Origin of the sequence: Periweissella fabalis (assembly GCF_012396505.1) — a bacterium.
GTDB lineage: Bacteria > Bacillota > Bacilli > Lactobacillales > Lactobacillaceae > Periweissella > Periweissella fabalis.
In genome coordinates this window covers 156487-183026 of the sequence record NZ_JAAXPN010000002.1, presented here as the reverse complement: position 1 = coordinate 183026, position 26540 = coordinate 156487, and the positions used below count along the sequence as shown (strand labels likewise).

At 35.4% G+C, this 26540-nt stretch carries 22 protein-coding genes, 1 tRNA gene and 1 pseudogene; 4 read left to right on the top strand and 20 right to left on the bottom strand.

The window, feature by feature from the left end; translation table 11 throughout:
• Window positions 1-6 precede the first annotated feature (6 nt).
• Both HF964_RS03840 and HF964_RS03835 read right to left on the bottom strand, forming a co-directional pair.
• The gene (locus HF964_RS03840; RefSeq protein ID WP_168721740.1) at window positions 7-573 is read right to left on the bottom strand and encodes a guanylate kinase; all 567 of its coding nucleotides are present in this window, start codon (window positions 571-573) and stop codon (window positions 7-9) included.
• A 221-nt stretch (window positions 574-794) separates the two neighbouring features.
• Window positions 795-2198 carry an APC family permease gene (locus HF964_RS03835; protein WP_168721739.1) on the bottom strand — a complete coding sequence of 468 codons (1404 nt, stop codon included), beginning with the start codon at window positions 2196-2198 and terminating at the stop codon, window positions 795-797.
• Between the two features lie 418 nt (window positions 2199-2616).
• Between HF964_RS03835 and HF964_RS03830 the strand changes: the two genes are divergently transcribed.
• On the top strand, window positions 2617-5022 hold the full coding sequence (locus HF964_RS03830) for a Xaa-Pro dipeptidyl-peptidase (RefSeq protein ID WP_168721738.1): 2406 nt from the start codon (window positions 2617-2619) through the stop codon (window positions 5020-5022).
• A 99-nt stretch (window positions 5023-5121) separates the two neighbouring features.
• On the opposite strand, the gene HF964_RS03825 is transcribed toward HF964_RS03830, so the two are convergent.
• From HF964_RS03825 to HF964_RS03815, 3 genes and pseudogenes are all read right to left on the bottom strand, one after another.
• Window positions 5122-5670 carry a biotin transporter BioY gene (locus tag HF964_RS03825; RefSeq protein ID WP_168721737.1) on the bottom strand — a complete coding sequence of 183 codons (549 nt, stop codon included), beginning with the start codon at window positions 5668-5670 and terminating at the stop codon, window positions 5122-5124.
• Window positions 5663-6625, bottom strand: a complete 963-nt coding sequence (locus HF964_RS03820; RefSeq protein WP_168721736.1) for a biotin--[acetyl-CoA-carboxylase] ligase — start codon at window positions 6623-6625, stop codon at window positions 5663-5665. The genes HF964_RS03825 and HF964_RS03820 overlap by 8 nt, the downstream gene beginning before the upstream one ends.
• Before the next feature lie 121 nt (window positions 6626-6746).
• Window positions 6747-7651 (bottom strand): annotated as a pseudogene (locus tag HF964_RS03815) (proline iminopeptidase-family hydrolase).
• A 127-nt stretch (window positions 7652-7778) separates the two neighbouring features.
• Between HF964_RS03815 and HF964_RS03810 the strand changes: the two are divergent.
• The gene (locus HF964_RS03810) at window positions 7779-8633 is read left to right on the top strand and encodes an alpha/beta hydrolase (RefSeq protein WP_168721735.1); all 855 of its coding nucleotides are present in this window, start codon (window positions 7779-7781) and stop codon (window positions 8631-8633) included.
• A 224-nt stretch (window positions 8634-8857) separates the two neighbouring features.
• Here the strand turns inward: HF964_RS03810 and HF964_RS03805 are convergent, their stop codons facing one another.
• The 11 genes from HF964_RS03805 to HF964_RS03755 all read right to left on the bottom strand — a co-directional run bounded on the left by HF964_RS03805 (window position 8858) and on the right by HF964_RS03755 (window position 18504).
• Complete coding sequence (locus HF964_RS03805; RefSeq protein WP_168721734.1) at window positions 8858-9490, bottom strand: DUF421 domain-containing protein; 633 nt, start codon at window positions 9488-9490, stop codon at window positions 8858-8860.
• Between the two features lie 4 nt (window positions 9491-9494).
• A complete protein-coding gene (locus tag HF964_RS03800) occupies window positions 9495-9944 on the bottom strand; it encodes a DUF3290 domain-containing protein (RefSeq protein WP_168721733.1) in 450 nt (149 codons plus the stop codon).
• Between the two features lie 88 nt (window positions 9945-10032).
• Window positions 10033-10458 (bottom strand): type II toxin-antitoxin system PemK/MazF family toxin, encoded by a 426-nt coding sequence (locus tag HF964_RS03795; protein WP_168721732.1) that lies wholly within the window; start codon window positions 10456-10458, stop codon window positions 10033-10035.
• A gap of 1 nt (window position 10459) precedes the next feature.
• Window positions 10460-11581, bottom strand: coding sequence for an alanine racemase (gene alr, locus HF964_RS03790; protein ID WP_168721731.1), 1122 nt, complete (start codon window positions 11579-11581; stop codon window positions 10460-10462).
• Window positions 11582-11606: 25 nt separating this feature from the next.
• The gene (gene acpS / locus HF964_RS03785) at window positions 11607-11963 is read right to left on the bottom strand and encodes a holo-ACP synthase (protein WP_168721730.1); all 357 of its coding nucleotides are present in this window, start codon (window positions 11961-11963) and stop codon (window positions 11607-11609) included.
• A gap of 315 nt (window positions 11964-12278) precedes the next feature.
• Window positions 12279-13880, bottom strand: coding sequence for a degradosome RNA helicase CshA (gene cshA, locus HF964_RS03780; protein ID WP_168721729.1), 1602 nt, complete (start codon window positions 13878-13880; stop codon window positions 12279-12281).
• 419 nt (window positions 13881-14299) lie between these two features.
• On the bottom strand, window positions 14300-14830 hold the full coding sequence (locus tag HF964_RS03775) for a phosphatidylglycerophosphatase A family protein (protein ID WP_168721728.1): 531 nt from the start codon (window positions 14828-14830) through the stop codon (window positions 14300-14302).
• A gap of 60 nt (window positions 14831-14890) precedes the next feature.
• Window positions 14891-16132 carry a sensor histidine kinase gene (locus HF964_RS03770; protein WP_168721727.1) on the bottom strand — a complete coding sequence of 414 codons (1242 nt, stop codon included), beginning with the start codon at window positions 16130-16132 and terminating at the stop codon, window positions 14891-14893.
• Window positions 16125-16814: a response regulator transcription factor gene (locus HF964_RS03765; protein ID WP_168721726.1), complete on the bottom strand. Its 690-nt coding sequence runs from the start codon at window positions 16812-16814 to the stop codon at window positions 16125-16127. Before HF964_RS03765 ends, HF964_RS03770 begins: the two co-directional genes overlap by 8 nt.
• Before the next feature lie 145 nt (window positions 16815-16959).
• Entirely contained in the window at window positions 16960-17898 is a 939-nt protein-coding gene (locus HF964_RS03760; RefSeq protein ID WP_168721725.1) for a nucleoside hydrolase, read from the bottom strand.
• A gap of 102 nt (window positions 17899-18000) precedes the next feature.
• Window positions 18001-18504, bottom strand: a complete 504-nt coding sequence (locus HF964_RS03755) for a TetR/AcrR family transcriptional regulator (RefSeq protein WP_168721724.1) — start codon at window positions 18502-18504, stop codon at window positions 18001-18003.
• A gap of 108 nt (window positions 18505-18612) precedes the next feature.
• Here HF964_RS03755 and HF964_RS03750 point away from each other — a divergent pair, with 108 nt between their 5' ends.
• Together HF964_RS03750 and HF964_RS03745 are read left to right on the top strand one after the other, a co-directional pair.
• Window positions 18613-19350 (top strand): RND transporter family protein, encoded by a 738-nt coding sequence (locus HF964_RS03750; protein WP_168721723.1) that lies wholly within the window; start codon window positions 18613-18615, stop codon window positions 19348-19350.
• Window positions 19323-21215, top strand: coding sequence for an efflux RND transporter permease subunit (locus tag HF964_RS03745; RefSeq protein WP_168721722.1), 1893 nt, complete (start codon window positions 19323-19325; stop codon window positions 21213-21215). The genes HF964_RS03750 and HF964_RS03745 overlap by 28 nt, the downstream gene beginning before the upstream one ends.
• A gap of 255 nt (window positions 21216-21470) precedes the next feature.
• Here the strand turns inward: HF964_RS03745 and HF964_RS03740 are convergent.
• From HF964_RS03740 to HF964_RS03725, 4 genes are all read right to left on the bottom strand, one after another.
• Window positions 21471-21554 (bottom strand) — tRNA-Leu (locus tag HF964_RS03740).
• An 83-nt stretch (window positions 21555-21637) separates the two neighbouring features.
• Window positions 21638-22087, bottom strand: coding sequence for a SprT family protein (locus HF964_RS03735; protein WP_168721721.1), 450 nt, complete (start codon window positions 22085-22087; stop codon window positions 21638-21640).
• The gene (locus HF964_RS03730) at window positions 22080-24239 is read right to left on the bottom strand and encodes a Tex family protein (RefSeq protein ID WP_168721720.1); all 2160 of its coding nucleotides are present in this window, start codon (window positions 24237-24239) and stop codon (window positions 22080-22082) included. The genes HF964_RS03735 and HF964_RS03730 overlap by 8 nt, the downstream gene beginning before the upstream one ends.
• Window positions 24240-24327: 88 nt before the next feature.
• Window positions 24328-26505 carry an LTA synthase family protein gene (locus HF964_RS03725; protein WP_168721719.1) on the bottom strand — a complete coding sequence of 726 codons (2178 nt, stop codon included), beginning with the start codon at window positions 26503-26505 and terminating at the stop codon, window positions 24328-24330.
• Window positions 26506-26540 lie beyond the last annotated feature (35 nt).

Here is a 26540-nt window from a genome sequence, read left to right as displayed (position 1 = left end):
AACCAACTAAATATTTTCTAACTTTTGCGCCAACATTAACTGATCAACTTGTGCTTTAGCAACCGCTAAATCATCATTTAAAATCACCTTCACTTTTTGCTCCATCAAAGCTGGTATAGTCAAATCACGTTGAAAATCTTGACTAGCTAAACGTTGTTTAATTTGGTCTGGACAATCACCTCGTTGGGCTAATCGCTGAGCCAAAATTGTGCTATTTGAAACTGTCACATAAACAATAACAGCCTGTGTACCTAGTTGTTGTGCATATGTTTGTGCTCCTTTAGTATCTAGAACAATCACACCATCGTTGCCGCCTTGCCAAACCAATGCTAACGCTTCTCGCGAAGATCCGTATTGGTTTCCTGCATACTCAACTTTTTCTAAATAATGTTTAGAATTAAATGAGGTGGTTGTTTCAAAATAATAATCTTGACCATCAATCTCCCCTAGACGAGGTGGTCGCGTTGTATGAGTAATAACTTTTTTTAAATTATAGCCTTGTTCTAGATAACGTGAAATAGTTGTTTTCCCAGCCCCGGTGGGTCCTGTAATTACAAAAATCTTTCGTTGCATATGTTCTTTTCCCTATTATTTTTACTTGTTATTATAAATGATTTTATACTTAACTATGTTATTTATTTTATCATTACTAACACAAAAAAACGTAGACATTATTTATGTATTGTCTACGTTTTCCTTACCTATATAGTGTAACTAAATATAAAAAAGACTTAGTTTCAATATGAACCAAAAAACACAATTTTTACTATTAAGCGATTTTCATAATCCGCTTATTAATCATTTAAGTGTGAGTGCTTCATTCCGTAAAATAAGTAAATCAGCAAACCAATTATAAACCAAATTAACCCAGCAATCAGCGTTGTCTTTTGTAACGTTGTCATCAAGTAAATTGAAACTATTGCCGAAATAATAGGTAATACCGGAACCCATGGCATTTTGTAACCAGCGTTTTTAATTGTCTTATTCTTACGTAACAAAATAACTCCAATAGTAACAAAAATAAATGCTAATAATGTCCCCATGTTAACAAGTTCTGCTAATTGTCCCAAAGGAACTAAACCTGCCATAACTGAAACAATAATGATTACTACGATTAAAGCTTTCTTCGGTAGCCCATTTTTTTCATCAATTTCACCTAAAAATGCAGGCAATAAATGATCACGTCCCATGGCATATAGTAGTCGTGAACCAGCAAAGACCATCGCCATCAAGCTAGTAAACATCCCAGCTAAGGCTCCAATGGTTAATAAGTAAGCAACCCCTCGTTGTCCAACGCGCTCTAAAGCAAATGCCACTGGATCACTGACGTTTAAATGTGTGTAATGCACCATCCCAGTTAAGACAAATCCAACTAGTGAGTAAAGAATAGCTGCGACAATTAAAGTTCCGATGATACCAATTGGCATATTGCGTTTAACATTTTTAGTTTCGGCAGCTGATGATGATACCGCATCAAATCCCAAAAATGCAAAGAAAACACTAGCGGCACCAGCAAAAACACCTTGGATTCCAAATGCACCATGTGCTCGTGGTGGAATAATTGGTGCATAATTATCGGCTTTAATGTAAAAAAAGCCAACGACAATGAATAACACAATAATAGCGATTTTAAGTAGTACCATCAAACGTTGTACAGCACTTGATGTTTGTTTTCCCTTTGTTAATAACCAACCCACTAATAATAAAATTAAAATAGCAACAACATTGAGATATGAACCATGGGTTGGATCAAATGAACCAGCAATTGCAGTTGGAATTTGGAAAAATGGTTTTACAAAGTAACTAAAGTAAGCTGACCAACCAGTTGCAATCGCAGCAACTGCTAATAAGTATTCTAAAATCAATGCCCATCCAAGGACCCATCCAATCACTTCACCGTACAATAGATTTCCATATGCGTAAGCTGAACCAGCCACAGGCATTGCGGAAGCTAATTCAGCGTATGCCATAGCTGCTAATGCACAAATAATAGCTGCAATAATAAAACTAAAAACAATTGCAGGTCCCGCGGTTGTAGCCGCAACTGTTCCAGGTAAAATAAAAATCCCTGTACCGATGACAGCCCCAATCCCCATACTTAATAAATCTTTTGCACCTAATACTTTAGTTAATTGCTTATCACTATTTAAGTAATTTTCTAAACTATCTTTTTTGAACATTCGTTGCACAATACTCATACATAATACTCCTAACAAAAATTAAATTTTCCAACAAAAAAGGACGCTTGTAAGCTAGCTAAGTACTAAGCATACAGGCGTCCAAATTAATTATAATTTGACTAGGTTTGATAAAAGTTTCATCAGGCCATTCCGGATACTTAGTAGTAAGTAAACCCGCATGGCAAAATGATTTTGGCATCCGGATTTACATCTCGAAATAACCAAAATAAAAGTTTGATTTAACTGTATTTACACTTTTAATCATACCCTTAAACTTCCTTCTTTATTAGATGTTCTTAACTATACACATCTAATTCTAAGAACGCAAGCTTTTTTTAAACTTTTTACATTTCTGCATCGCTAAGGTTTTTTAATAAATTCTAATGAACTCTTAATGTATAATGAAACTAATCATTTTAAAAGAAGAGGTCTATTCATGAAAAATAATCAATTTGCCCTATTGCCTGTTGACTCAAGTCAAGTTCTTGCCGAGCTTAAATTAATTAAATTCGTTGATAACAATGTCTTAGCCACAACAACAATTCCAAGCACATTGCAATTATTGTTAGAAAAAACTTTCCCTGAAGTAGCTGATCAAGCTAGTTTAAAAACTAAGTTAAGTACTTTATTAGCAACACCTAAGTGCGATGCTTATACTTGGATTACATCTGCCAAAGTTGTAACCGCTGATATTTTTTATCGGATTGCATTACAGTTACTTGAATTTTTACCTGAGATCGATTTCGATATTGAAAATCCACTACAATCTATGGATCAAATGCATCTTCCTACTGTTCAGACAAATCAATTTGATCGGGAAACGTTATTTGAAGCATGGTACCTATTATTAAATACACACACTAAAAATGGTAAAGCCTTAATTGATCGCCTTGCTACCCGTGGCTATTTCCAACCATTTATTTATGAAACCGATACTCCACGACCACTCTTCTTCAATGGAAAATCTCAACCAATTTTTGATACTCGTAACTTACTACATGAAGTTGTGTACATCGAAACTGACTTTGATACCGATCATAACGGTAAACGTGACTTAGTTAAGGCTGAAATTATTCGACCAGTTGACACTGATTTACAAGTACCCGTCTTATTTACGGCCTCACCATATAATCAAGGGACTAATGATGAACACGGTGCCAAATTAACGCATTCGGTTGATGTACCATTAACCCGTAAAAAGCCCGTAGAAATTACGTATAATGATATCCAGCACCATGCCAACTCAAATGCTACTGGTATTGCACGTGACATTAAAGCTGAAACTAAAGAGGCCACTGAAACGTTTGCTCGTGAGCAAAGTTACACTTTAAATGATTACTTTTTAGCACGCGGCTACGCAGTAATTTATTCTGCTGGGATAGGCTCAAAAGACTCTGAAGGCTTACAAACAACCGGTGATGAATATGAAGTTGCTAGTGCCAAGGCTGTTGTTGAATGGGTACACGGGGATCGTGTCGCATTCACTAATAAGATTGACCATATTGCTATTAAAGCTCATTGGTCTAACGGTAAAGTTGCCATGACTGGACGTTCATATCTTGGTACCCTAGCTACGGCTGTTGCTACAACAGGTGTTGCTGGATTAGAAACAATTGTCTCAGAAGCAGCCATTTCATCATGGTATGATTATTATCGTTCAAACGGTTTAGTAATCGCTCCGGGTGGTTATCCGGGTGAAGATGCTGATGTTTTGGCCGAAGAGACTTTCTCACGCCGAAAGCAACCCGGTGATTTTTATCAAATTAAGGATATTTACCAAGCGTATCTTGATCAAATGGGGATTGATCAAGATCGAGAAACTGGTTCATACAATACATTCTGGGATGCTCGGAATTATTTAAAAGACGTCGCTAACATTAAAGCTGATGTTATTATGGTTCACGGACTTAATGACTGGAATGTTAAACCTGAACAAGTTAATAAGCTCTGGCATGCTCTGGATGCGACTAACATTAATAAAAAAATTATCCTTCATCAAGGTGAACACATTTACATCAATGCTATGCGTTCAATTGATTTTACCGACATGATGAATTTATGGTTTGCACACAAATTATACGGTGTTGATAATCATGCCCCTGAGTTGTTACCAAATGTTATAATCCAAGATAATGTTATTCCAGAAACATGGCATGCTGAAAAAGATTGGGATGCAATTAGTAATAAAACAAGTCTATTTTTAAATAATGGTCTATTAGACTTAACCCCTGGGAATGGTAAAGTCAGCTTTATGGATCAAGTAGGTGAAACTGACTTTAAAAAATACACAGCTGATATAGCTACATGGGAACATCTAATTAAAGCTCCTAAATCAGCTTTATCAACGAACCGAGCTTTATTCCAAACCGTCCCATTTGAGCAAGCTAAAATTATTGACGGTCGAGTTATTGTCAAAATACGTGTCAAAAGTTCTGTTAACTTTGGTATGCTTAGTTGTCAATTAGTTGATTATGGTGAAGCTAAACGCTTAAATGTTAAGCCAACCCCACTTGGCATCAAACTTGATAGTGGATTCCAATGGCGTGAAGATATTTTAAATGAATTTACGTTAGCCAAAAATGCCACACCATTCAAAATGATTAGTAAAGGTCATATTAACTTGCAGAATCGAACTAACGCTTGGCAAACCGATGATCTACGTGCTGATCAATTTGTTGATATTGAATTAGCATTACAACCTACTTATTATCGTCTTCCTGCAGGTCATCAATTAGGGTTAGTTATGTATGCAACCGACTTTGGTATGACCGTTCGAGGAAACCAAGATATTACCTACACAATTGATGAAGGTGCGAGCCAAATTGACATACCTTTCATCTAATTGTTAGCCACCTAGATAACGAAAAAAGCTGAATTTTTATAAATTCAGCTTTTTTTCATATTTAAATATATCGGACTTTTAAATAGTTACTTTTAAGATCTACTTAAAGATACCAAAACGCTTAATAATCTTTGTTGCCACAATAGTTACAATTAGTACTTTAACAATTGCTAATGGAATAAAGACCACCATTCCAGCATATAAAGCATGTGTAATTGGCACATGAATCCATAATGCATATACGATTGTCCCGATTAATAATTGTCCCACAGCAGCAATTAAATTTACTAAAGCAATTTGCCACCACTTATGATATTTTACAATTACACTTCCAACTAAAATAACGTAAAACAAAAAGCCAAATAAATATCCTGCATTTGGTCCAAAAAGAACTACTAACCCCGCACTTCCATTGGCAAAAACAGGTAGGCCAATCGCTCCTAGTAGTAAATACAGTGCTACTGCACTAAAACTAATCTTAGGACGTGCAATACTAGCAAACAAGCCTAGTGCTAAAGTTTGGCCTGTAAATGGAACGATGCCAAATGGAATTGAAATTTGAGCAAAAATTGCTAAAAAAACGGCGAACTCAGCCGCTAAAATTAAAGTTCTTAAATTTGCTTGTCGTTTATTTGTTGATTTATCCATGATATTCTCCATCTAAAAGTTTTACTTTGGTAATTTCACCACTACTAAAAGTTTGTAAACCTGTATTTGTTGATACAACAATAGCTCCTTCATTATTAATATCAATAACTCTACCTTGAACTAATTTTCCTCGTTGATCTAAAATAATCTCATGCCCAATTACTAGCGAATGTTCACGATAGTAATTTAATATATCCGGTGTCAATTCACCCATTAAAAGCCGATACATTTCATCTAATAAATGTGCTACCAATAAGTTACGATCAAGTTCTTGGAGATTAAGTGAACCTGCTTTATTTTGCATCGATATTGGGAAATTAGAAGTTGTTAAATTTATGCCAATACCAACTATCACATAACTAAGTGATCCTGTCTCAAAATCAGTAATTCCCTCGGTCATAATGCCTGCAATCTTACGATTATTATAGATTAAATCATTAACCCACTTTATTTGTAAATTTATATGATACAAAGTTTCAAAAACTTTAGTAACAGCTACTGCTGCCCCAGTTGTAAACAACCCACTTGTGACATCTTTATTAGTCATTGGTAATAATAGGCTGATATAAACGCCCGTATCTTTTGGACTATAATAATCGCGTCCATAACGCCCGTAACCTGCTGTTTGTTGATTGGCAATAATTGCAAGTGGTTGACTCGGATTTTCAGTTGCTAGTTGTTTAGCCAATTTATTCGTTGAATCAATTGTTTGGAATACTTGAACTTTTAAAGTATGACCTAAATGTAAGGCTATTTGCTCGGCTGATAGATTTTTGGTCCCTAAATAGCGATAACCACGCCGATGTTGACTTTCAATTAAGTACCCTTCAGCTTGTAGTTGTTTAATAACTTTCCAAACAGCATTCCGACTAACTTGATAACGTTCAGCTAATCGTTCACCACTAGTATCCTCAGTAGGATGTTGCATTAAATATGATAAAATTTCTTCTTTCAATTTTAGTCACCTTTTTCATGTTGTATCAGTGACTAAAATAATACTATACCCCCTAAACAATTTCAAGTATAAAAAAATCGTGCACTTATTTATGCACGATTTAGACTTTAAATTACTAATTTTAAGAAAATACACCAGTTTCAACATCATTAATAAACTGTGCTAAATTAGCGTAATAAACTTGTGGATTGTCCATCATTGCATGATGCCCCGCTTCCGGCGTGATGGCTAATCGAGCATGAGGAATTTGCTTTGCCATTCGTTTAGCTGTTGCAACAGGCATTGTCTCATGATCACCAAAAGTCACTAATGTTGGAACTGTAATATTTTGAATTTGATCTCGTAAATCAAATTCTTTTAATTTACCTGTAACCACAAATTCATTATCACCTTGAAATGGTCCATATACATCTGTGGCCATGGTTGAAATTAAATGTGTTGGCAAAACTGGTTGTTTACGATCCACGTATTGTTCATTTAACACTTGAACATAGCTTGATATTGTTCATCATCCCATTTACCAGTCGTTTCAATCATTTTCATATAGTTAACAGCTTCAACAGATAGTGCTTCTTCTCGACGTTGATTAATTGAAATTACATATTCCTCAATGTTGTCCGTCATTGATGAGATGATAGCTCCTTTTAAATGTTGCCCATATTTCAATGCATACAGTTGTGTTAAAGCACCACCCCAACTTTGGCCAATTAAGTAAAAATTATCAATTCCCAATTTTTGCCGTACTTCTTCTACCTCATCAATATAATAGTCATAAGTTAAAATATTCGCATTTTTAGGATCTGAGAAATCAGGTTGATCTGAGTACCATGACCCTAGTTGATCATACATATGGACTTGAATATCTATGCCTTGGGCTTGTAATCGTTGAGCAGTGTCTTCCCAATATTCATGATTACCCCCAGGGCCACCATGAAGAGCGAGTAAATGAATTGTGCCTGTACCTTGTGTGTTCGTCCAAAGATGATAGCCATTAGCCAATTCAATGATTGTTGTCCCTGTTTTCATCATCCTACCTCTTTAATTATAGATTTATAATTTAGTATAACACTTTTAGTATCTTGTAAAATTTATCTTTCGTGAAAATTTGTGCTAAGACGGTATAATAAATATATGTTATTTTAGGAGGTTTTAAATGTTAAAACAAAAATATTTATTAATTAGTTTATTTGCTATCATTTTACTAATTCTCAGTGGCTGTACACCGGCCAAACAATTAATGAAAAAAGCCCCAGCTGATGCCCACTTTAGCGATAATCCGACTATTTTTTTACATGGATTCGGTGGTAATGCCAGTTCAATGCAGCCATTAATTAATGCCATTGAGCGGGCAAAATTAGGTACCGCCGTCGAAACAATTCACGTGCGAGCTAATGATACCTTGGCTACAACAGGTACTTTGACTGCTAAAGCTAATAATCCATTAATTAATATTGTCTTTGATGATAGTACTAATGGTAATCCTGCACATAATGCTCGTATTTTGCGTGTTATTATTGAAAAATTACATCATCAATATCATTTTAAAAAGTTCAATGTTGTTGCTCATTCAATGGGTAACAGTACTTTAGCTGAATATTTATTAAATAATAGCAACAATTCTAATTTACCTACCTTAAATAAATATGTTGCAATTGCCAGTATTTCAAATAGCTTTATTGGTGGTTCCGGCAGTACCAATGCCAGCCGTTCACCACTTTTAGCTGATGGCCAACCAACAATTAAAAGTACCATTTTTAATCACTTTAGTAAGTTACACACAACTTTCCCCAAAGCAGCACACGTACTAAATATTTTTGGTAATTTAAATGATGGTTCTGAGTCGGATGGTCGCGTCCCAATTAACTCGGCACAAGCATTAAAATATTTAACGAGCCGAAGTGCTTCTTATCAACAACAAGAATTTACCGGTTCCAATGCCCAACATTCAAAATTAAAACGTAATCCCCAAGTTGAAAAAACCGTGATGCACTTTTTATTTGAAGATTAAATAAGAACCTAGTGAAAACATTTCGTACTAAAGAAACTAATTTTGCTGTCAAAAATGAGCTCTGACAAAAATACCGTATTGAGTATATAGCTGATAAATAAGCCGTTGAAGAATTTTCCTTCAACGGCTTATTTGTCATATTTGAATATATTAGACTTTACAAACACTTTTGGGTTGTAAACTCTTACTGCAAATTAGTTATATCATAACTTGTTTCACTTTAACTATTCATAACGGTGAATTATTAATTTACCATCAATGTATTCAGCTAGATAAATTTTTCGAATATTACGTTGGCGCTGTCTTTTTAATTCATTATGTAACCATAGCTCATCTTTTTTTACTAGACTAAGTGCATCAAAATCAACTTGACCATCAACAATAATTGGATAAATAATATTATCTTCACCAAATTTGATGATTGTTAGTTGTCCATTTTGCTCTAAAATGGCTCGTTTAACTTGTTTAACCTCATAAACACCTTGCATCCGTAATTTAAACATTAATTCATTAGCCGACATTCCTACTTTTAGACAGTTACTAATATTTAATCGTCCACGTTCTACCAAACTAATTGGCCGACCATCAATCACAAAGCGGATGTAACGGTTATGTTCTTTAGCAAATTTAACAATTAACACGAGCATCGTCCAAATAATTAGGACTAAGAAAAATTGTAAGACGGAAATACTATCATTGTAAATCACACCCCCAATAATACCCCCGAGGACATAATTTTGAACTTGATCTAAGGCCGAAGTTGGTGCTAAATTACCTTTCCCCAATAAGTTAATTTGTAAAATTAAGCATAAAATACCTAACGCTAGTTTAATAATAATTGGACTATATAATTGCATGCCCTTATTTCTCCTCCGTCATGATATTAATATTAGTTAATAAGTGAGTGCGAATTAAGACATACGATGATTGGTCCGCATTTAACTTAATTTGATAGTACTTTGATTTTAATTTAACAATCGTCCCATCGGTCAATTGCGTTGAATTAACGTAGACATCTTTTTCCTTAAGGTGACGTTCTGCGGCAATAACTTTAATAAAGTTAATCATTTGCGTTGATTGTGTATCCTTATTTTTTAACATCGTGTAATCAGTGTATTGTAAGCCAAACATGAAAAGTAAAAATAAAAAGATAATAATACTCAAATCACGGTATTTACGTTTTAAACGTTTAAACGCATATAGGCTAGATAAAATCACAAAACTTAAAATACCAATCCCCATTAACACCGTTTGCAAATAATTATTTACAGCTGCTTGGTGTTCTAAATATGTTACATCATAAAAATTCATAATTACTCCTACGAATCATGGTCATAATTTATACAACAAACTCCATAATCGTTAGACTAGGCATCTAATAACTATGGAGTTTAGTGATTTATTTATTATCTGGTGTGTCAACCATTTCTAAATGTTCGTTAGATTGATTGACTTCCTCATATGTGCGACTGTCTGGTACTAAGCCTAAACTAATTGCCAAACCAACATCAACTTTAGTCATCACTTCAGTATCTAAATGTGAAACTCGATCCTTAAGGCGGCTTTTATCAATTGTTCGCAACTGTTCTAGCAAAATGACTGAATCTTTAGCGATTCCTTCTTCTGTCGGTAATAGAATGTGCGTTGGTAATTTAGATTTTGATGCTTTAGCTGTAATAGCTGCTACAATTACCGTTGGTGAATAATAATTTCCCATGTTATTTTGCACAATCACAACCGGACGTGTTCCGCCTTGCTCAGAACCAGTTACTGGTGAAAGGTCAGCATAATAAATATCGCCGCGTTTGATTTCAGTCTTTGCCATCCTATTTTACCTCACGCTTAATTCTTGTTGAAAGATTCGTTACGATTTCATAGGGAATAGTATTAGCATATGTTGCTAATTCTACGAGTGATAATTGTTGATCCCCACTTTGACCAACGATTGTTACCTTAGTACCAACAGGATATTTTTTAGGTAGCCGAATCATCATCTGATCCATTGTAACTCGCCCAATAATCTCAGCTGGTTGACCGTCTACTAACACGTGATAACCTTGCATTCGGCGTAAAAAACCATCAGCATAACCAATCGGCAGGGTAGCAATCCATTCATTTTCGCTAGTATGATATGTAGCACCGTAGCTAACTGACTTCCCCTTAGCCAATTGCTTAACAAATACCACTTCTGTAGTTAATGATAACACGGGTTTTAACATTGGTGCATCTAAATCTGTACCTGATGGATTAAACCCATACATTCCAGCACCTAAACGTAAAACATTAGTTTGTATTGCATTAGGATGCCAAATAGTTGCTGCTGAATTAGCTGCGTGGACATATTTTGGTAAAGGATTAACAGCTGCAATAGCTGCGTCCCAATTAGCCACTTGGGTCTCAAAATAATCCGTAGTTGGTGCATCTGCTGTTGCAAAATGCGTAAACATTCCTTCAAAATTAAACTCACGCGTGTGCTCACGTAAGAATTTAACCATATCCTTTAAATCGGCTGGTGTTTGGACACCTATTCGTCCCATCCCAGTATCAACTGCAATATGTACTCTTAACGGTGGAATTTCTTCACTATCTAGGATTGGTTGGGCTGCTTTAAGCCATTCCAAGTAACCAACGGTTAATGAGATGCCATTAATCGCAGCATCTACAATATATTCAATTGATGTAATACCTAACACTAAAACTGGTTCTTTTTCATAACCAAGTTCACGTACTTCAAGTGCTTCGTCTAAAATTGCTACTGCAAACCCAGTTACTCCAGCTTGTTTAGCCATTTGTGTAATTTCACGTATTCCATGACCATATGCATTAGCTTTAACAACTGCAAAAATATTAATATCATCTGCAAATGGTGCTTTCGCAACATTGATGTTGTGAACTAATGCATCTCTATCTAATGTAATTTTGGTTGGCCGATGAATCCCAATTGCCATGTCTTTATTTCACCTCTATTTATTACTACACTTGTTCTAAAATAACTTCTGTCATTACTAATTTATTTGTATGTGTAATCGACACATGTACGCGTCCTGCAAACGGATGCTTTGTAAATTCTGGTCGTCCAGCAGCATTATTAATCAATTCAAGGTCTAAAAAACTCAATTCATGCCCAATACCAGTACCATAAGCTTTACTATAAGCTTCTTTGGCCGACCAGCGTCCTGCAACAAATTCAGCCGCATGTATACCTTTGAATTTGGTCAGTTCACTTTGTTCACGAGGAGTTAAAAACTTAGCAATAAATTCTGGTTTACGAACTGCTAAATCCCATACACGATCAATATCTGCTAAATCAATTCCCAATCCATAAATCATGGTTACTCCAACATCATTATATCTTTATTTTTTAATATCAGTTTATTATACCAAACATCAAAACTATAACATAATATTAACCTAAATTTTATCATTCAATATCTTTTCTAAAAAGAACGTACGTCAAAAAGCAGATAATATTGAGAATATCCTAGCAAAAAATCCCAGGAAAAATGAATTTTCCCTGGGATTTATATATATTTTTTTGAATATAGTAGGTTTTGAGACCCTTTGCAGTTACAAATTACTACTAAAAAATAGTTATATCACAACATCTTTTAAATATTCATTATCAATTAACGCAGATAAATTTAATTAGTCGTTGTTATTTTCGTGAATAGTGAATGGACGACGACCGTGTGATCCGTTACCGTTACCACGGAATCCACCACGTTTTTCGCCATCGCGACCACCACGGTAGCCGCCTTCACGACGGTCACCACGTCCACCTTCACGACGATCTCCACCACGACGTTCGCCATCGCGACCACCTTCACGGCGACCACGGTAGCCACCTTCGCGACGATCTCCACCGCGACGGTCTCCGCCACCACGACGGTTACCACCACGGTAACCACCGCCGCCATTCCCCTTCTTACGAGGCAATGGACGTTCTGGAGTAATCTTAACTGGGACAGCTTCTGAATCTGGACGGGCTGCTGCAGTCAATAAAGCAGCGGCCAATGTTTCAGAATCGTATTGGTTAACCAAGTTAGCGATTTGTTCTTCAATACCTTCAGTCTTAGTACGACCAATGATATTTTCAACTTCACCAAGTGCAGTTGCGATACGACCAGCTAAAGCTTCTTCCTTAGTAGGTGGCTTCAATGGTAGCATCCGCTTCTTAGTTAACTTTTCAATATCACGTAAGTAATCAATTTCACTTGGTGATACGAAAGTCAATGAAGTTCCGTGAGCACCCGCACGACCAGTACGGCCAATACGGTGAACATAGCTTTCTGGATCTTGAGGAATATCGTAGTTGTAAACGTGAGTAACATCCTTGATATCCAAACCACGAGCAGCCACATCAGTTGCTACAAGGATGTCAAGTTCGCCACCCTTGAATTGACGAAGAACCTTCATCCGCATTTGTTGTGATAAGTCACCGTGGATTCCAGCTGCACGGTAACCGCGCGCTTCAAGACCCTTAGCCAATTCGTCAACACGACGCTTAGTACGACCGAAGATGATTGTTAAGTTAGGGTTTTGAACGTCGAATAAACGTGTCATCACATCAAACTTTTCAAATTCTTTTGTCTTAACGTAGTATTGATCAACTAAGTCAGTAGTTAATTCTTTTGCTTCAATTTTAATGTGCTTAGGATCTTGCATAAATTGCACACCGATGCGTTTGATAGCAGGTGGCATTGTAGCTGAGAACAACATTGTTTGACGTTCTGCAGGTACAGCTTTCAAGATTGATTCAATATCATCTAAGAATCCCATGTCAAGCATTTCATCGGCTTCATCAAGAACCAAGTTCTTAATTGAGTCAAGCTTAACTGTCTTACGGTTCAAGTGGTCAAGTAAACGACCAGGAGTACCAACTAAGATGTTGGGGTGGTTTTTCAAACCATTGATTTGTTTACGGATGTCAGAACCACCGTAAACTACTTGTACTTTAACCCGCTTATCGCGACCAAGTTGGTACAATTCTTCTTGTGTTTGAATAGCCAATTCACGAGTTGGTGAAATGATTAAGGCTTGCAAACCACCTTGTGGATCGATGTTTTCTAAGATTGGTAACCCAAAGGCAGCTGTTTTACCAGTACCAGTTTGGGCTTGTCCAATCACATCGATTCCTTGTAAAGTCAACGGAATTGTTTGTTCTTGGATTGGGGTTGCTTCAACATAGCCATGTTTTTCGATGGCTGTTAACAGGTCTTGTGTAAGACCAAGTTCTGAAAATTTCAAAATATTTCCTCCATATACATGAAGCTTGCATTACTAACTGGCTACGAAAAATCCGTTCCGCTTAAAGCGCACAGCAGCTGAGCTTGCTTCAACTTACAACATATAACTTATCAAGTATACTTTTGTTTACGACAGATAGCAAGAAATTAAAATTATTTGTTAATAATTATTAATTTTTACTGCCTACGTTCATTTTACAATTTAGGCCAATTTAAATGCGAATATTTTAAATCAAAATAAACATATAGCTGATATTTATAATCAAGTAACCTTTATAATTGTAACCAAAACGTGCGACACCCCCTCAAAATACTGCACCTACCACCACATAGCATTAGATGCATAACCCGCATCATACGCTATGTGTCAGTAGTGCTCGCATTTTCCCGAGGGGGTGTCGCACTCTGCACTCTGCACTCTTATTCTTTTATCCCAAAATTATCATGCACTTCCTGTGGATGTGCATGGGCAATTCGTGCTGCTGCAGCTGCCGCAATTGCACCAACTAAATCATCAGCAAACGTATTGACTCGGCCACCTTTATGTTGGTTAAGTCGCCCAATTAATTTAGGTTTAACCTTATCAAGATAGCCATAATTAGTAATCCCAATTGATCCATAAACCGACGTAATTCCCATTGCGATTTGTTCATCAATCCCATACAAACCTTCATCGTTTTCAACAATCGTTTGTAATGGCTCTGGTAATAACTTGTCATTGGCTAGCGTATCTAACGCCAAGCCCGTTAAAATTGCATTTTGAACTTCCCGCTTTGCTAATACATGTTCAACTGCCTCAGTTGCAATTACTGGTGTTAACTGTAAAATATAATCTTTTTGCAAATCATATACAATTTCACCAATTTCACTAGGTGTAATATCATGGAGTGCCAATTGTTGAATTACATGATCATGCAATTCTAAATATGGTTTAGTTTCAGTTTTATTCATTAAATACATCCTTTCATTGTAATAAAATTGGACTGCCAATATAAAAAATTTTTAGGAAGTCTACTTTATTGGCAGTACCACTTTAAACGTTGTTCCTTGTGGTTTGAAATCTTCTACTGTGATTTTACCTTTATGGATATCAACAATCCATTGTGCAATTGTTAATCCTAAGCCAGTCCCACCAGTTGCTCGTGATCCTGATTTATCTTCACGATAGAAACGATCAAAGACGTGTTTTTTAGCTTGGTCAGAAATTCCTCGACCAGTATCGTTAACCATAATAATTAACTGCTTATTTTTAATCATAGTATCTAGGCTAATTGCTTGACCAGACTCAGTATATTTTAATGCATTATCTAGCAAAATTACTAATAATTGGTGAATACGTTGCCGATCAATTAATACTATTCCAGTGGCCATCAAATTAGTTGTAAATTGCTTGCTATCTAGTTCAGCAATTTCACTATAGGGCTCAATTACTTGATTAATAAACTCCGATAATTCAACTGGCTCACGATTAATCACGGCCATATTTGAATGTGCTTTTGCTAAAGTTAGCATATCAGCAGATAATGAATTTAATCGTCTAATTTCCGATAAAGCCATGATTACCCCATCATATTGATCTTTAATTTGTGCATTGGGCTTGGTTAATAGAAGCTCTAATTTATTTTGAATAATTGTTAATGGGGTTTTTAATTCATGAGCAGCACTATTAACAAAGTCTTGTTGCTGTTGCCAAGCTTTTAATACCGGTCGCATGTAACGTTGTGATAATTTCCAACTAGCAAAAATTGTTAGAGTTGTAAAAGCTAAAAAGGCGATAAATAAAACCTTAGCAAAGCTTGAAACACTCTGGCGCTCGCTCGTAATATTTTCCATCAGTAGCGCATAAGTAGCTGTCTGAAGTCCATCGGTTACTGGACTAGGTAACTTAACTAAAACTGAACGAAAATACACAGACCCATTGAGCCGAATATTATGAATTTCATTAACACCATCTTTATCCATCCGAATTTTGGCTAATGGCGTACTACGATCACCTAATGCATTGAAGTTCACAATATTACCTTGATCGTTAAAAAGTAAGGATAATGTTTTAAAATTGGCCGGATTTGGTAGTATATGTTCAGTCCGTAGATTATACGCAGCACTCCTTAAATCATTATCAGCCGTTCGATATAACATTTGTCGAAAGGTTAATAAAACAATCATCCCTAGCACGGCAAAAATCATTGAAAATATTACTGCTTCACTGATAAACATTCTTAAACGTTGCTTATTATTAACTAGTTCACTCATCATTTTCCTCAAGAATAAATCCGATATTGCGTAATGTTTTAATCAAATGTTCTTCACCAACTGACTCTAATTTACGCCGCAAATTATTAATATAAATATTTACTACGTTCATTGTGGTATCCGAATCAATCCCCCAAATACGGTCAAATATTTGTTCACGGGTAACTATTATATTCTTATTTTGAATAAGGTAAGCTAAAATATCAAATTCTTTTCCGACTAGCTTCAAATTTTCGTTAGCAACCGTCACGCTTCGATTTTCAAGGTTCATCTCTACGCGTCCTGTTCGTAACTGATGATCATCTGAGTACACTCCTGCACGTCTTAATAGCGCCTGTACACGCACAATTAATTCTTCACGATGAAATGGTTTAGTTAAATAATCATCAGCACCAATATTAAAGCCTGTAATTTTATCATCTAAACTATCTTTAGCTGTCAAAATCAACACGGGCGTTGAAAGTTCACGTGAGCGAATTTGTTTGATTACATCTAACCCATTTTGAAGTGGCAACATTAAATCACAAATAATTAAATCATACGGTACTTCAAGTGCTTGATATTCACCTTCTTCACCATCAAAGGCTTGGTCAATATCAGCAAAATCACCTAACATTGCCTTAATATCATTTGATAAATCATGTTCATCCTCAATTAGTAATATTTTGATTGCTTGCTTCATTTTATCTCCTACTCCAATTCTGTGATTACTATTCATATTTTACCGTATCTATTAATAAAAAACTGTCTTTATATATATTGTTTTAAGGGTACGGTGATTAAATTAAAGGAATATAAAAAAACATGCATGTATGCATGTTTTTTTATTATTTAGCTCTTTTAATCACACTTTCTAGAAATGCAAAAAAAGCATCATGATCAACATCATATACAAAATTAACTGGTCGACCCGTTGGAGTCATAAATGTTCGACCACGACTTTGGCCAGTCGTAATAACATCGCAGTTAACAACTTTAGTTTTAGTTAGTGTTGGATTTAACATGTGTGCAGTTGTAAGGACATCCCACAAGAAATATGTTGAATTAGTTTCAAAGTGTGTCAAAGTCGGAACAATTGCATATCCTTGTCCAATAAAATCAAGCCCTATATATTGCCGTTGTTTAGCCCAACGTAAACGATCAGCATTAGTCAATGGAACCTGATGGGTACTTTCAAGTGCAACCATATCAATTTCTATATTTGTATCCCATACACGCTTAACTGCTTGAGGATCCCAAAAGGCATTCCATTCAGCTGTATTGTCTTGTTCTGGCTCAGCGATATTTCCAACACCAAACGTCCCGCCCATCCAATATAGCCGGGCAATTTTAGCTTCAATAGCGGGATTTACATCTAATGCTGCTGCTAAGTCACTTAACGGACCCGTAAATAGCAATGTTACAGGTTCCTCAGCTAGTAATAACTTATCAACTAAGTCCAAATGTGCTGCTTTGGGTGCTATTTGGACCTCACCAATCCCAAATTCATTTAAAATTGGTAACGCATCAACTGTAAAAGAGTCCATTCTCCATTCTTTTGGAAAAGGGTCATTAGTCTTAGCTGATGAGGCGGCAACTGTAATTTGTTTGTCATTACCGAATCTATTAATTATTTTTTGACTCGCTGCTATCCCCGGTTCAAGGTAAGAATCGGCTGGTACATCCCCAACACCAATTAATTTAATTTCTGGCGACTCTAATAACATCAAAAGTGACACTAAATCATCCACACCCGCATCGTGATTGAAATAAACGGATTTAAGCATTAAAATTAGACCTCTTTTTTCATTTTAAGGTTAATTATACTTTAAACACTAACTTTTATCCACAAAACAAGAATAAAGTTCGTTTATATTACAATTTTGATATTACGCCAAATAATACTTCTGTGCAAATGTAATAACATCTTGTTTAGTAATAGAGTTTGAATTTTCTAACCATGTACTAAACATTGCTACCACTGCACAGTACAACAATTCTGTTTCCGCCGAATTGTTTAAATTAATATTTTTAAATTTAGCTAAGCCAATATAGCGTATTCGTTCAACTAAAAGATTTTGAAATAAGTATTTAAAATTGTCTACGTGCATGATGATATGTTGAAATAATTTATAATTATCTTCAATTACACTTACAATATGCTCCAACTCATCCATCGGATTATTGGGTACAGCATTGATAGCCTGTAATTTTCTTTCAACAATTTCAACAATTAAATTTTGATATGTTGGAAAGTGACGGTAAAAGGTGCTGCGATTAATACCTACGTAACTAGTAATTTTCTCAACACTAACTGTTGTCATCACGTTATTTGTTAATAAGTATTCTGCTGCTTGAATTATCTTTTGATGGGTTTGCTCATATTTTTTCATCTCCATATACCATAAAATGCAACAAATGTCGCATTTTGTTGCTTACATCCTTCCTTTTTTACTATTAAACTATTTATTATTAATTTTAAATTAGGAGCGTTTTTTATTGTGATTCATAAAATATTTAAACAATGTGCTAACAAATTGATGCACTATCCCAAGTCAATTATTGCTATTGTGGCAATAATTACTATAATATTAGGCCTTGGATTACCTAATATTCAAATTAAAATGGGCAATGATGTCTTCGTTAATCCACATTCAACAGTCTATAAAAATACTGAAAAAGCACAAAAAGCTTTTGGTGGTGATAACGCTTATGTTCTATTCAGTGCTAAAGATACTGATATTATTAACCACAGCACATTTGCTAAAATTGCCGAAGTAGAAAAAAGCATTCAAAGTAATGACCACGTTATTCGTACTACTAGTGTAATTAGCCTCTTAAATCAACAACTAAAATCAACCGGTGTTGAAAAATTAATGGGTGACCAGCAACTATCTACTAAAAGGCAACAATCTTTACAAGTAGATATTATGGCAAATTTAAACACTAAAGCCAAATCAGCTATTCAGCAAGCTACACTAACTAGTCTTTCAGATACTCAAAAGCAACAAATTCAAACATATATATTAAGTATCTTAACTGATCAACAAAAACTAGCGTTAGCTAAAAATAATGCAACAACGAATTTGAATAGTATTCTAACAAATGACCAACAAGATAAAGTTAATCAGTATACTCAAAGTATTTTAACAGTCTCACAACAGCGTAACTTAGCTAAATTAATGTTACAAAATTTACCGAGCGTTGAAAAATGTCTACAGCTCTTCTTCGTGATTTGATTCTAGAAAATGGGCATGTTAATAAGAATATCGCTACTTTATTACCAAAAGATGGTCGCCACTTATTGTTATTAGTTACCATCGATAAAGCCGATATGGATACGGATGTTAAACTAGTCCATGATTTAAAAACTACAATTAATAATCACCCAATTAAAGGTGTCAATATCCGTGTAGCAGGTCAACCAGCTATTTTAGGGAATATCTCTGGTGAAGTAATGACTACTATGGCAATCATGCTTTCCTTAGCTGTGATTATGATGATTATTATTTTAGCCCTAGTCTTTCATGTTCGCCGCCGTTTATTATCATTACTTTTTGTATTAATTGGTCTCGTCTGGTCATTTGGGATTATGGGATGGTTAAATATCTCATTAACCTTAGCAACCATGGCAACTTTACCAATCTTAATAGGTTTAGGAACTGATTTTGGTGTTCAATTCCAAAATCGTTATGAGGAAGAATACCGTAAGCATGCTAATGTAATGACTGCAATTCAACAAGCAGTTATCACAATGGGCCCAGGTATTGGAAGTGCCTTAGTAGTCATGATTTTTACTTTTCTAACGATGTTTCTTTCAAAAGCCCCACTAATGCAACAATTTGGTTTAACATTAGCGATCGGTGTATTTGCCGTATATATTGTTGAATTCTTATTAATGTTTGCTACACTGCGACTTCTTGATCGTAATAATCATCCGATTAAACAAGTTCATCAAAATAATTTTATTGGTAATCTTTTAGGTAAATATGCACGTTTTGTAATTAAACACGCGAAATTAATTGCTGTGTTTGGAATTATTATTGGTTTAGCTGGTTTTACAGTAGAACATAAAGTACCTATTGAAACTGACTTAATGAATATGATTCCTAAAAACATGCCAGCACTTAAAGATACAAAATATTTACAAAAACAAGTTGGCTCAACTAATTATTTAACCTATTTAGTTGAAGCCCCAAATGTTACTAAGAAACCAATTTTAATTGCAACTGATAAACTTGCACATAAGATTGATAGCAAATATGATAATGTTGTTGATTACACTACAATTACAAGTGCCTATACACAAATGTTTGGTTCCCTAGCTAATGCTTCGCAACAACAAATCAATCAAAATATTAGCACCTTACCAAGTGCATTACGTGAACAAATGCTTAGCAATAACAAGCAATATGCGATGATTCAGTTTAAAATCAATGAACGGTTATCATCTGATGAGCAAAACAAACTAATGAAACAAATTAATCACGATGTTAAACAAGCAACAATCGGGCACGACTATCAAATTGTTCCTGCCGGACCACAAGTCTTAATGCTAGTTGGATTGGATAACATCGCTTCTAATCGTATGCTTATGATGATTGCTGGTATTATGGCGATTATTATCTTGTTGACTTTGCTATATCGTCGTTTAAGCCATGCTCTTTTACCAGCTTTCCCAATTGTCATTGTGTTAGGTATTTCACCATTGACGCTATATCTTTTAGGTCAATCATACAATCCACTTACATTAGGCTTAAGTGCCTTAGTACTTGGTATTGGTACTGAGTTTACAATCTTGATCATTGAACGTTATCGTGAGGAAGTAATGAACGGTCATACTGTCCAAGAGGCTGTTGTCCAATCTGTTCAATCTGTTGGTCAGGCAATCACTGTTTCTGGTTTGACCGTTGTGGGGGGCTTCTTTGCAATCATTTTCGTAAGCTTCCCAGTATTGAGTTCATTTGGTTTAATTACTGTGCTTGACACCGCCTTTTCATTGATTGCTGCTTTAACTTTATTACCAGCAATCATTGTCCTTACTCAAGGTAAAATCGATAATCGATTACGGCAAAAAGGTGTTATGAGTAAAGCCAAGCCTTAATATAAGTCAAAGTATAGTAACTTCAAGTAAAACACCACATCCATGAGCTGTCCTATAACTATTTTTAGTAGTAATTTATAGCCAAAAGGTGTTTCAAAAGTCCGCTATATTCTAATATGAAAATACCACCCTGAAGAAAATTCTTCAGGGTGGTATTTTAGTTATATTATCAATACCGCTATCGTTTGGCTTTTGTCATAATCACCAGTTAGAAATAAAAAACACCAACCTTTTTAGGTTGGTGTTTTTTTATGATGCGGGTGAGAGGGTTCGAACCTCCACGGTATTTCTACCACAGGATCCTTAGTCCTGCGCGTCTGCCAATTCCGCCACACCCGCATGTTGCGTAGCTAAGTTGTTATGTTTTAACAACATATATAAATGTACCAGACGTACTTAAACTATGCAACACTTTTTTTAAATTAAATTGCAATTAATTGCAATTTTCCTTGGCATTGACCACACACATACTTTTTTAGATTAATTTGGCGTTGCCGATAATAATCCATCGCACACTTTTGACAGGTGTAATGATACTTATAGACCTTAGCATTTACTGCATTCCGCGGAGCAAATCTTAAACCACCGACTTGTTTTAGCAATTGTTTAAATGTCGGACTGCCATGTTGATATGGTTGCCCACTTAAATGCAGATGATAATGTACAAGCTCATGTTTAATAACACCAACTAACGTGACCATATCATGTTCAGTCAGCATTTTAGGATTAATATCAATATTATGGTCTTGTAACCGATATCGGCCCCCGGTCGTCTGTAAGCGGGCATTAAAGGTTACGTGGTGTAAAAATGGTTCATTAAAATGATGCAATGAGATTACTTCAACTAGCGCTTGTAATTCCTCATTAGTCATCAACTACCTCCAATGGTAGTAGCGACAAGCCAATTCGATCACGCTTTAAATCAATATCAACTACCCATACTTTAACAACATCCCCCACTGCTAACAATGCACTTGGGTGCTTAATTCGTTGCCTACTCATTCTTGAAATATGCACTAAGCCATCGTGTTTTACGCCAAGATCGATAAATGCACCAAAGTCAGTCACATTTCGAACAGTCCCTTCTAGTTCCATCCCCGGTTTTAAATCTTCAATGTGTAAAACATCTGAACGTAAAATAACTCCTGGTAGATCATCACGAACATCACGTCCAGGTTTTAATAAACTAGCAATAACATCAGCAACCGTTTGTTCCCCGGCTGCTAATTGATTTGCCAATTGTTTAGTATCAATAGTCGTTAATTTTTGTATCGTTGGCGTATTAATATCTGCCACCGTCAAATTAGCTGCTGCTAAAATTGCTTTAGCTAATGGGTAACTTTCAGGATGAATATCCGTATTATCAAATAAATTCTTTCCTTCAATAATTCTTAAGAAACCAGCTGCTTGTTCATACGCTTTGGCTCCTAAGCGTGGAACTTTCTTTAATTTGCTACGTAAATTAAATTCACCATTTTCATCACGATAAGTCACAATGTTTTGCGCTATTGTTTTATTCAAACCAGAAATATGTGTTAGTAAAGCAGCACTAGCGGTATTTAAATTAACCCCAATTTGGTTAACTGCTGTTTCAATAACCGTTCCTACCGCCATATCAAGCTCTTTAGTCGGTAAATCATGTTGATATTGACCAACACCAATCGCTTTAGCATCAATTTTGATTAATTCTGCTAATGGATCTTGTAATCGCCGACCAATAGAAACTGCTGATCGCTCTTCAACATGAAATTCTGGAAATTCTTGGCGGGCTTCCTCACTAGCTGAATAAACTGAAGCTCCTGCTTCATTTACGATTACATAATGAACACCTTTTGGGATATTAGTAGCTACAAATTCTTCTGATTCGCGACTCGCCGTGCCATTCCCAATCGCAATTAATTTGACGTTATTATCAGCAATTAATTGTTTGAAATTTTCCCCAGCAGCTGCACGCTCTTTGGCATTAGCTGGTTTATGCGGATAAATAACCGTTTTCGCTAAAAATTTACCATTAGCATCAATAACAGCTAACTTACATCCTGTCCGAAAGCCTGGATCAAAGCCCATTACTACTTGACCCTTAATTGGTGTTTGCATTAATAAATGATATAAATTTTCTCCAAAGACATCAATCGCTTGCTGACTTGCATCATTGGTTAAACTAGTACGAATCTCACGTTCGATTGCCGGGCCAATAAAGCGTTTGTATGCCTCTTGAATCGCATTATCAACGATTTGCCCAGCTTCATTTCTTATTGTTCCAATTTCTTTAAAACGTAAACGATTTAAAATATCATCAGTATTAATTACAACCGCAACTTTTAATATTTTTTCGCGTTCGCCACGATTCAATGCTAAAATCTGATATCCGTTCAAAGCTTTTAAAGGAGCCCCAAATGCATAATATTGTTGATAAACGCCTTTACCATCAAGGTCTTCACCCCCAGACTTAAGGGTACTTTCTAAACGTCCTTGCTTCCAAGTTAAATTTCGAATCCAATCGCGATGATGGGCATTCTCACTGACTTGCTCGGCAATAATTTCAATGGCACCAGCTAATACATCTTGTATTGTTGGTAATTGTGTATTCAGATACTTTTGAGCAACAATTGAAACATCCTCATCTGATAACTTAAGGAGCCATTGTGCAAAAGGTTCTAAGCCTTGTTCTTTAGCAATCATAGCTTTGGTACGGCGTTTTTGCTTATATGGCAAATACAAATCTTCAACAGCTTGCATTGTCCTTGCCGTTTTAATAGCTTTATCTAAAGTAGGTGTCAACGCCCCTTGTTCCGTAATTGCTTTAAGTATTGCTGTTTTACGCATGTTTAAATCATTTAAAGTCTTAGCAATATTCTCAATATCACGAATTGCAACTTCATCAAGATTTTGTGTGCGTTCTTTTCGGTAACGGGCAATAAAAGGTACTGTATTCCCTTCAGATAGCATTGTCAAAACATTATTTACTTGGCTAAGTTTTAAATTAAGTTGTTGTGCCACTTGGGCATTAATTTCCGTATCCATAATAGCTCCTTAATTAGTTTGGTACTCTGATTATACCATTAAAAAAAAGCCGAATGGCCAATAGGCCCATTCAGCTTTTTTCATTGTGTTAATTTGAATTATCATTTGTCGAACTAGAACTTGCACCACCATCATTTGTATCTGTTCGGCGTGTTTGTTGAATTCGTGAACCACTCATATCTTTGTGGTTAAGTTCAGGTGCGTTTGTCTGATATAATCCAACGGTTGATTGATTATGATTTTGTGAAAAAATACTTGTTGATTTCAGATGAAGTTTAGCTTCAATTTTATCAGCCTGTTTAATCCCCATCGGGAAGACATAATTGTAATTATCAGGATTGATTTTAGGCAATCCTGCTGGCTGATAGAATCTTAATAAGTTTTTCTCATTTAACGAATCTGATAGACTCAAAGCTTCTTTAACCTTAGCATCCCAATCATTAATCTTCTTCATTAAATCATCGGTTTGATTTAAGACATTACCCGTTTTAGTATCATACACCGTTCCATTAATATAGTTATACCATGGCGAGACAAAGTCCCCATTACGGAATGCTACAATTTGACTATGCTGTGGTGACATTAAGTCTTGTCCAAATTGAACATATTCCCGATTATCAATACCTAATAAATGTTCAAGCGTTGGTAATACATCAATTTCACCACCATATTGATTTTGTACCCCACCATCTTTAAGCCCAGGAATATGAATAATCAATGGTACGCGTTGCAATTCGGCATTATCATTATCATTCCAATCAGTAGCAGTTTTACCTAATACCGGTGCTAAGCTTGGATTTTCACTATCAGAAATACCATAGTGATCACCATATAGAAGGACTACTGAATTATTATATAATCCTGATTTTTTCAAGTAATCAAAAAATTCTCGAACCGAATCATCAAGATAACGATTAGTTATAAAGTAATTATTAACTAAATTCGAATCAGTAGTAGTCGTTTTAAATCCTTTATCTAAATCTTCGCTATCCAATGAATATGGGAAGTGATTCGTAACAGTAATGTACTTTGTATAAAATGGTTGTTGTAAATGTTCTAAATATTGAATTGAATCATGGAATAACAATTTATCTTTTAATCCATAACCAGTTGCCCGATCACCAGTAGTGTCATAATAACTGGCATCATAGAAGTAATTATACCCCATATTTTTGTAGGTATTATTCCGATTCCAAAACGCAGCATTATTACCGTGGAAGACCGCTGATGTATAATCACCATGCTGCTTTAAAATATCAGGCGCTGCTTGAAAGGTTTCATCACTACCTAGTTGCGCAAATAACGAACCTTGTGGCAAACCAAATGTTGATGTTTCTAACATATTCTCAGCATCAGACGTCTTCCCTTGCCCAACTTGATTAAAGAAGTTTGCAAACGACAGGCTCGATTTTGAATTATATAAAGAATTTAAAAACGGTGTGATTTCCTTACCATCAATTTTACGATTAATGACAAATTGTTGGAAACTCTCCAAGTGAATTACAATCACATTTCGTCCTTTAGCAATACCATAAAACTTAGGATTACCTGGTACATAATGACTGTGGACATATTTTAATACACCCGTAATTTCTGAACTCTTAGCATTTTTGCGAAGCTCAGCTGTTTTACGTGAATTAATCGCATCATAAGTAGTGAAGGCATCTAGCCCGAGATATTTAACCATATAGGTGCGATCAAATTGGCGAGTTAATAATTGTGGGCGGCTCATATCTGCTAAAGCAATATTAAATAACACTAACACGCCAGCACCAGTTATTGCAGCTAACCCTGCCCAACGACTAGGCCGTTGCTTATCAAATTTAATTTTGCGGATAAGCATTAAAGCAATAACTACTATAATATCTAACCAAAAGAAAATATCATGAAATGATGTCAACTCATAACCGGCACCACCAAGGCCTTGATTAACTTTGTTATAGCCTAAAATAACATTAACTGTTACAAAATCAGTAAACTCACGGAAATAAATAACATTAAGATATAATAATACTGTATTTAGTATATAGGCTAAACCCAACCAAGCATAAAAAAACTTGGCTGAGCGAAAGAACCATGCAATTCCTAGGAGCAAAATTGTGGTTGCAAAGGGGTTAATTAGCATTATGAAGACTTGAAACGGGGTTTCTACCCCTAATGAGCCAAAATCAACAATATATGCTAGGAGGGTCTTAGCCCAAAAAAGTAATACTAAGCACCAGAAAAATCCTTTTCGTGTACTTAACATTCGAAATAATTTTTGCATTCGAGAAAATCCTTTAATTATTTTATTCATGTCTT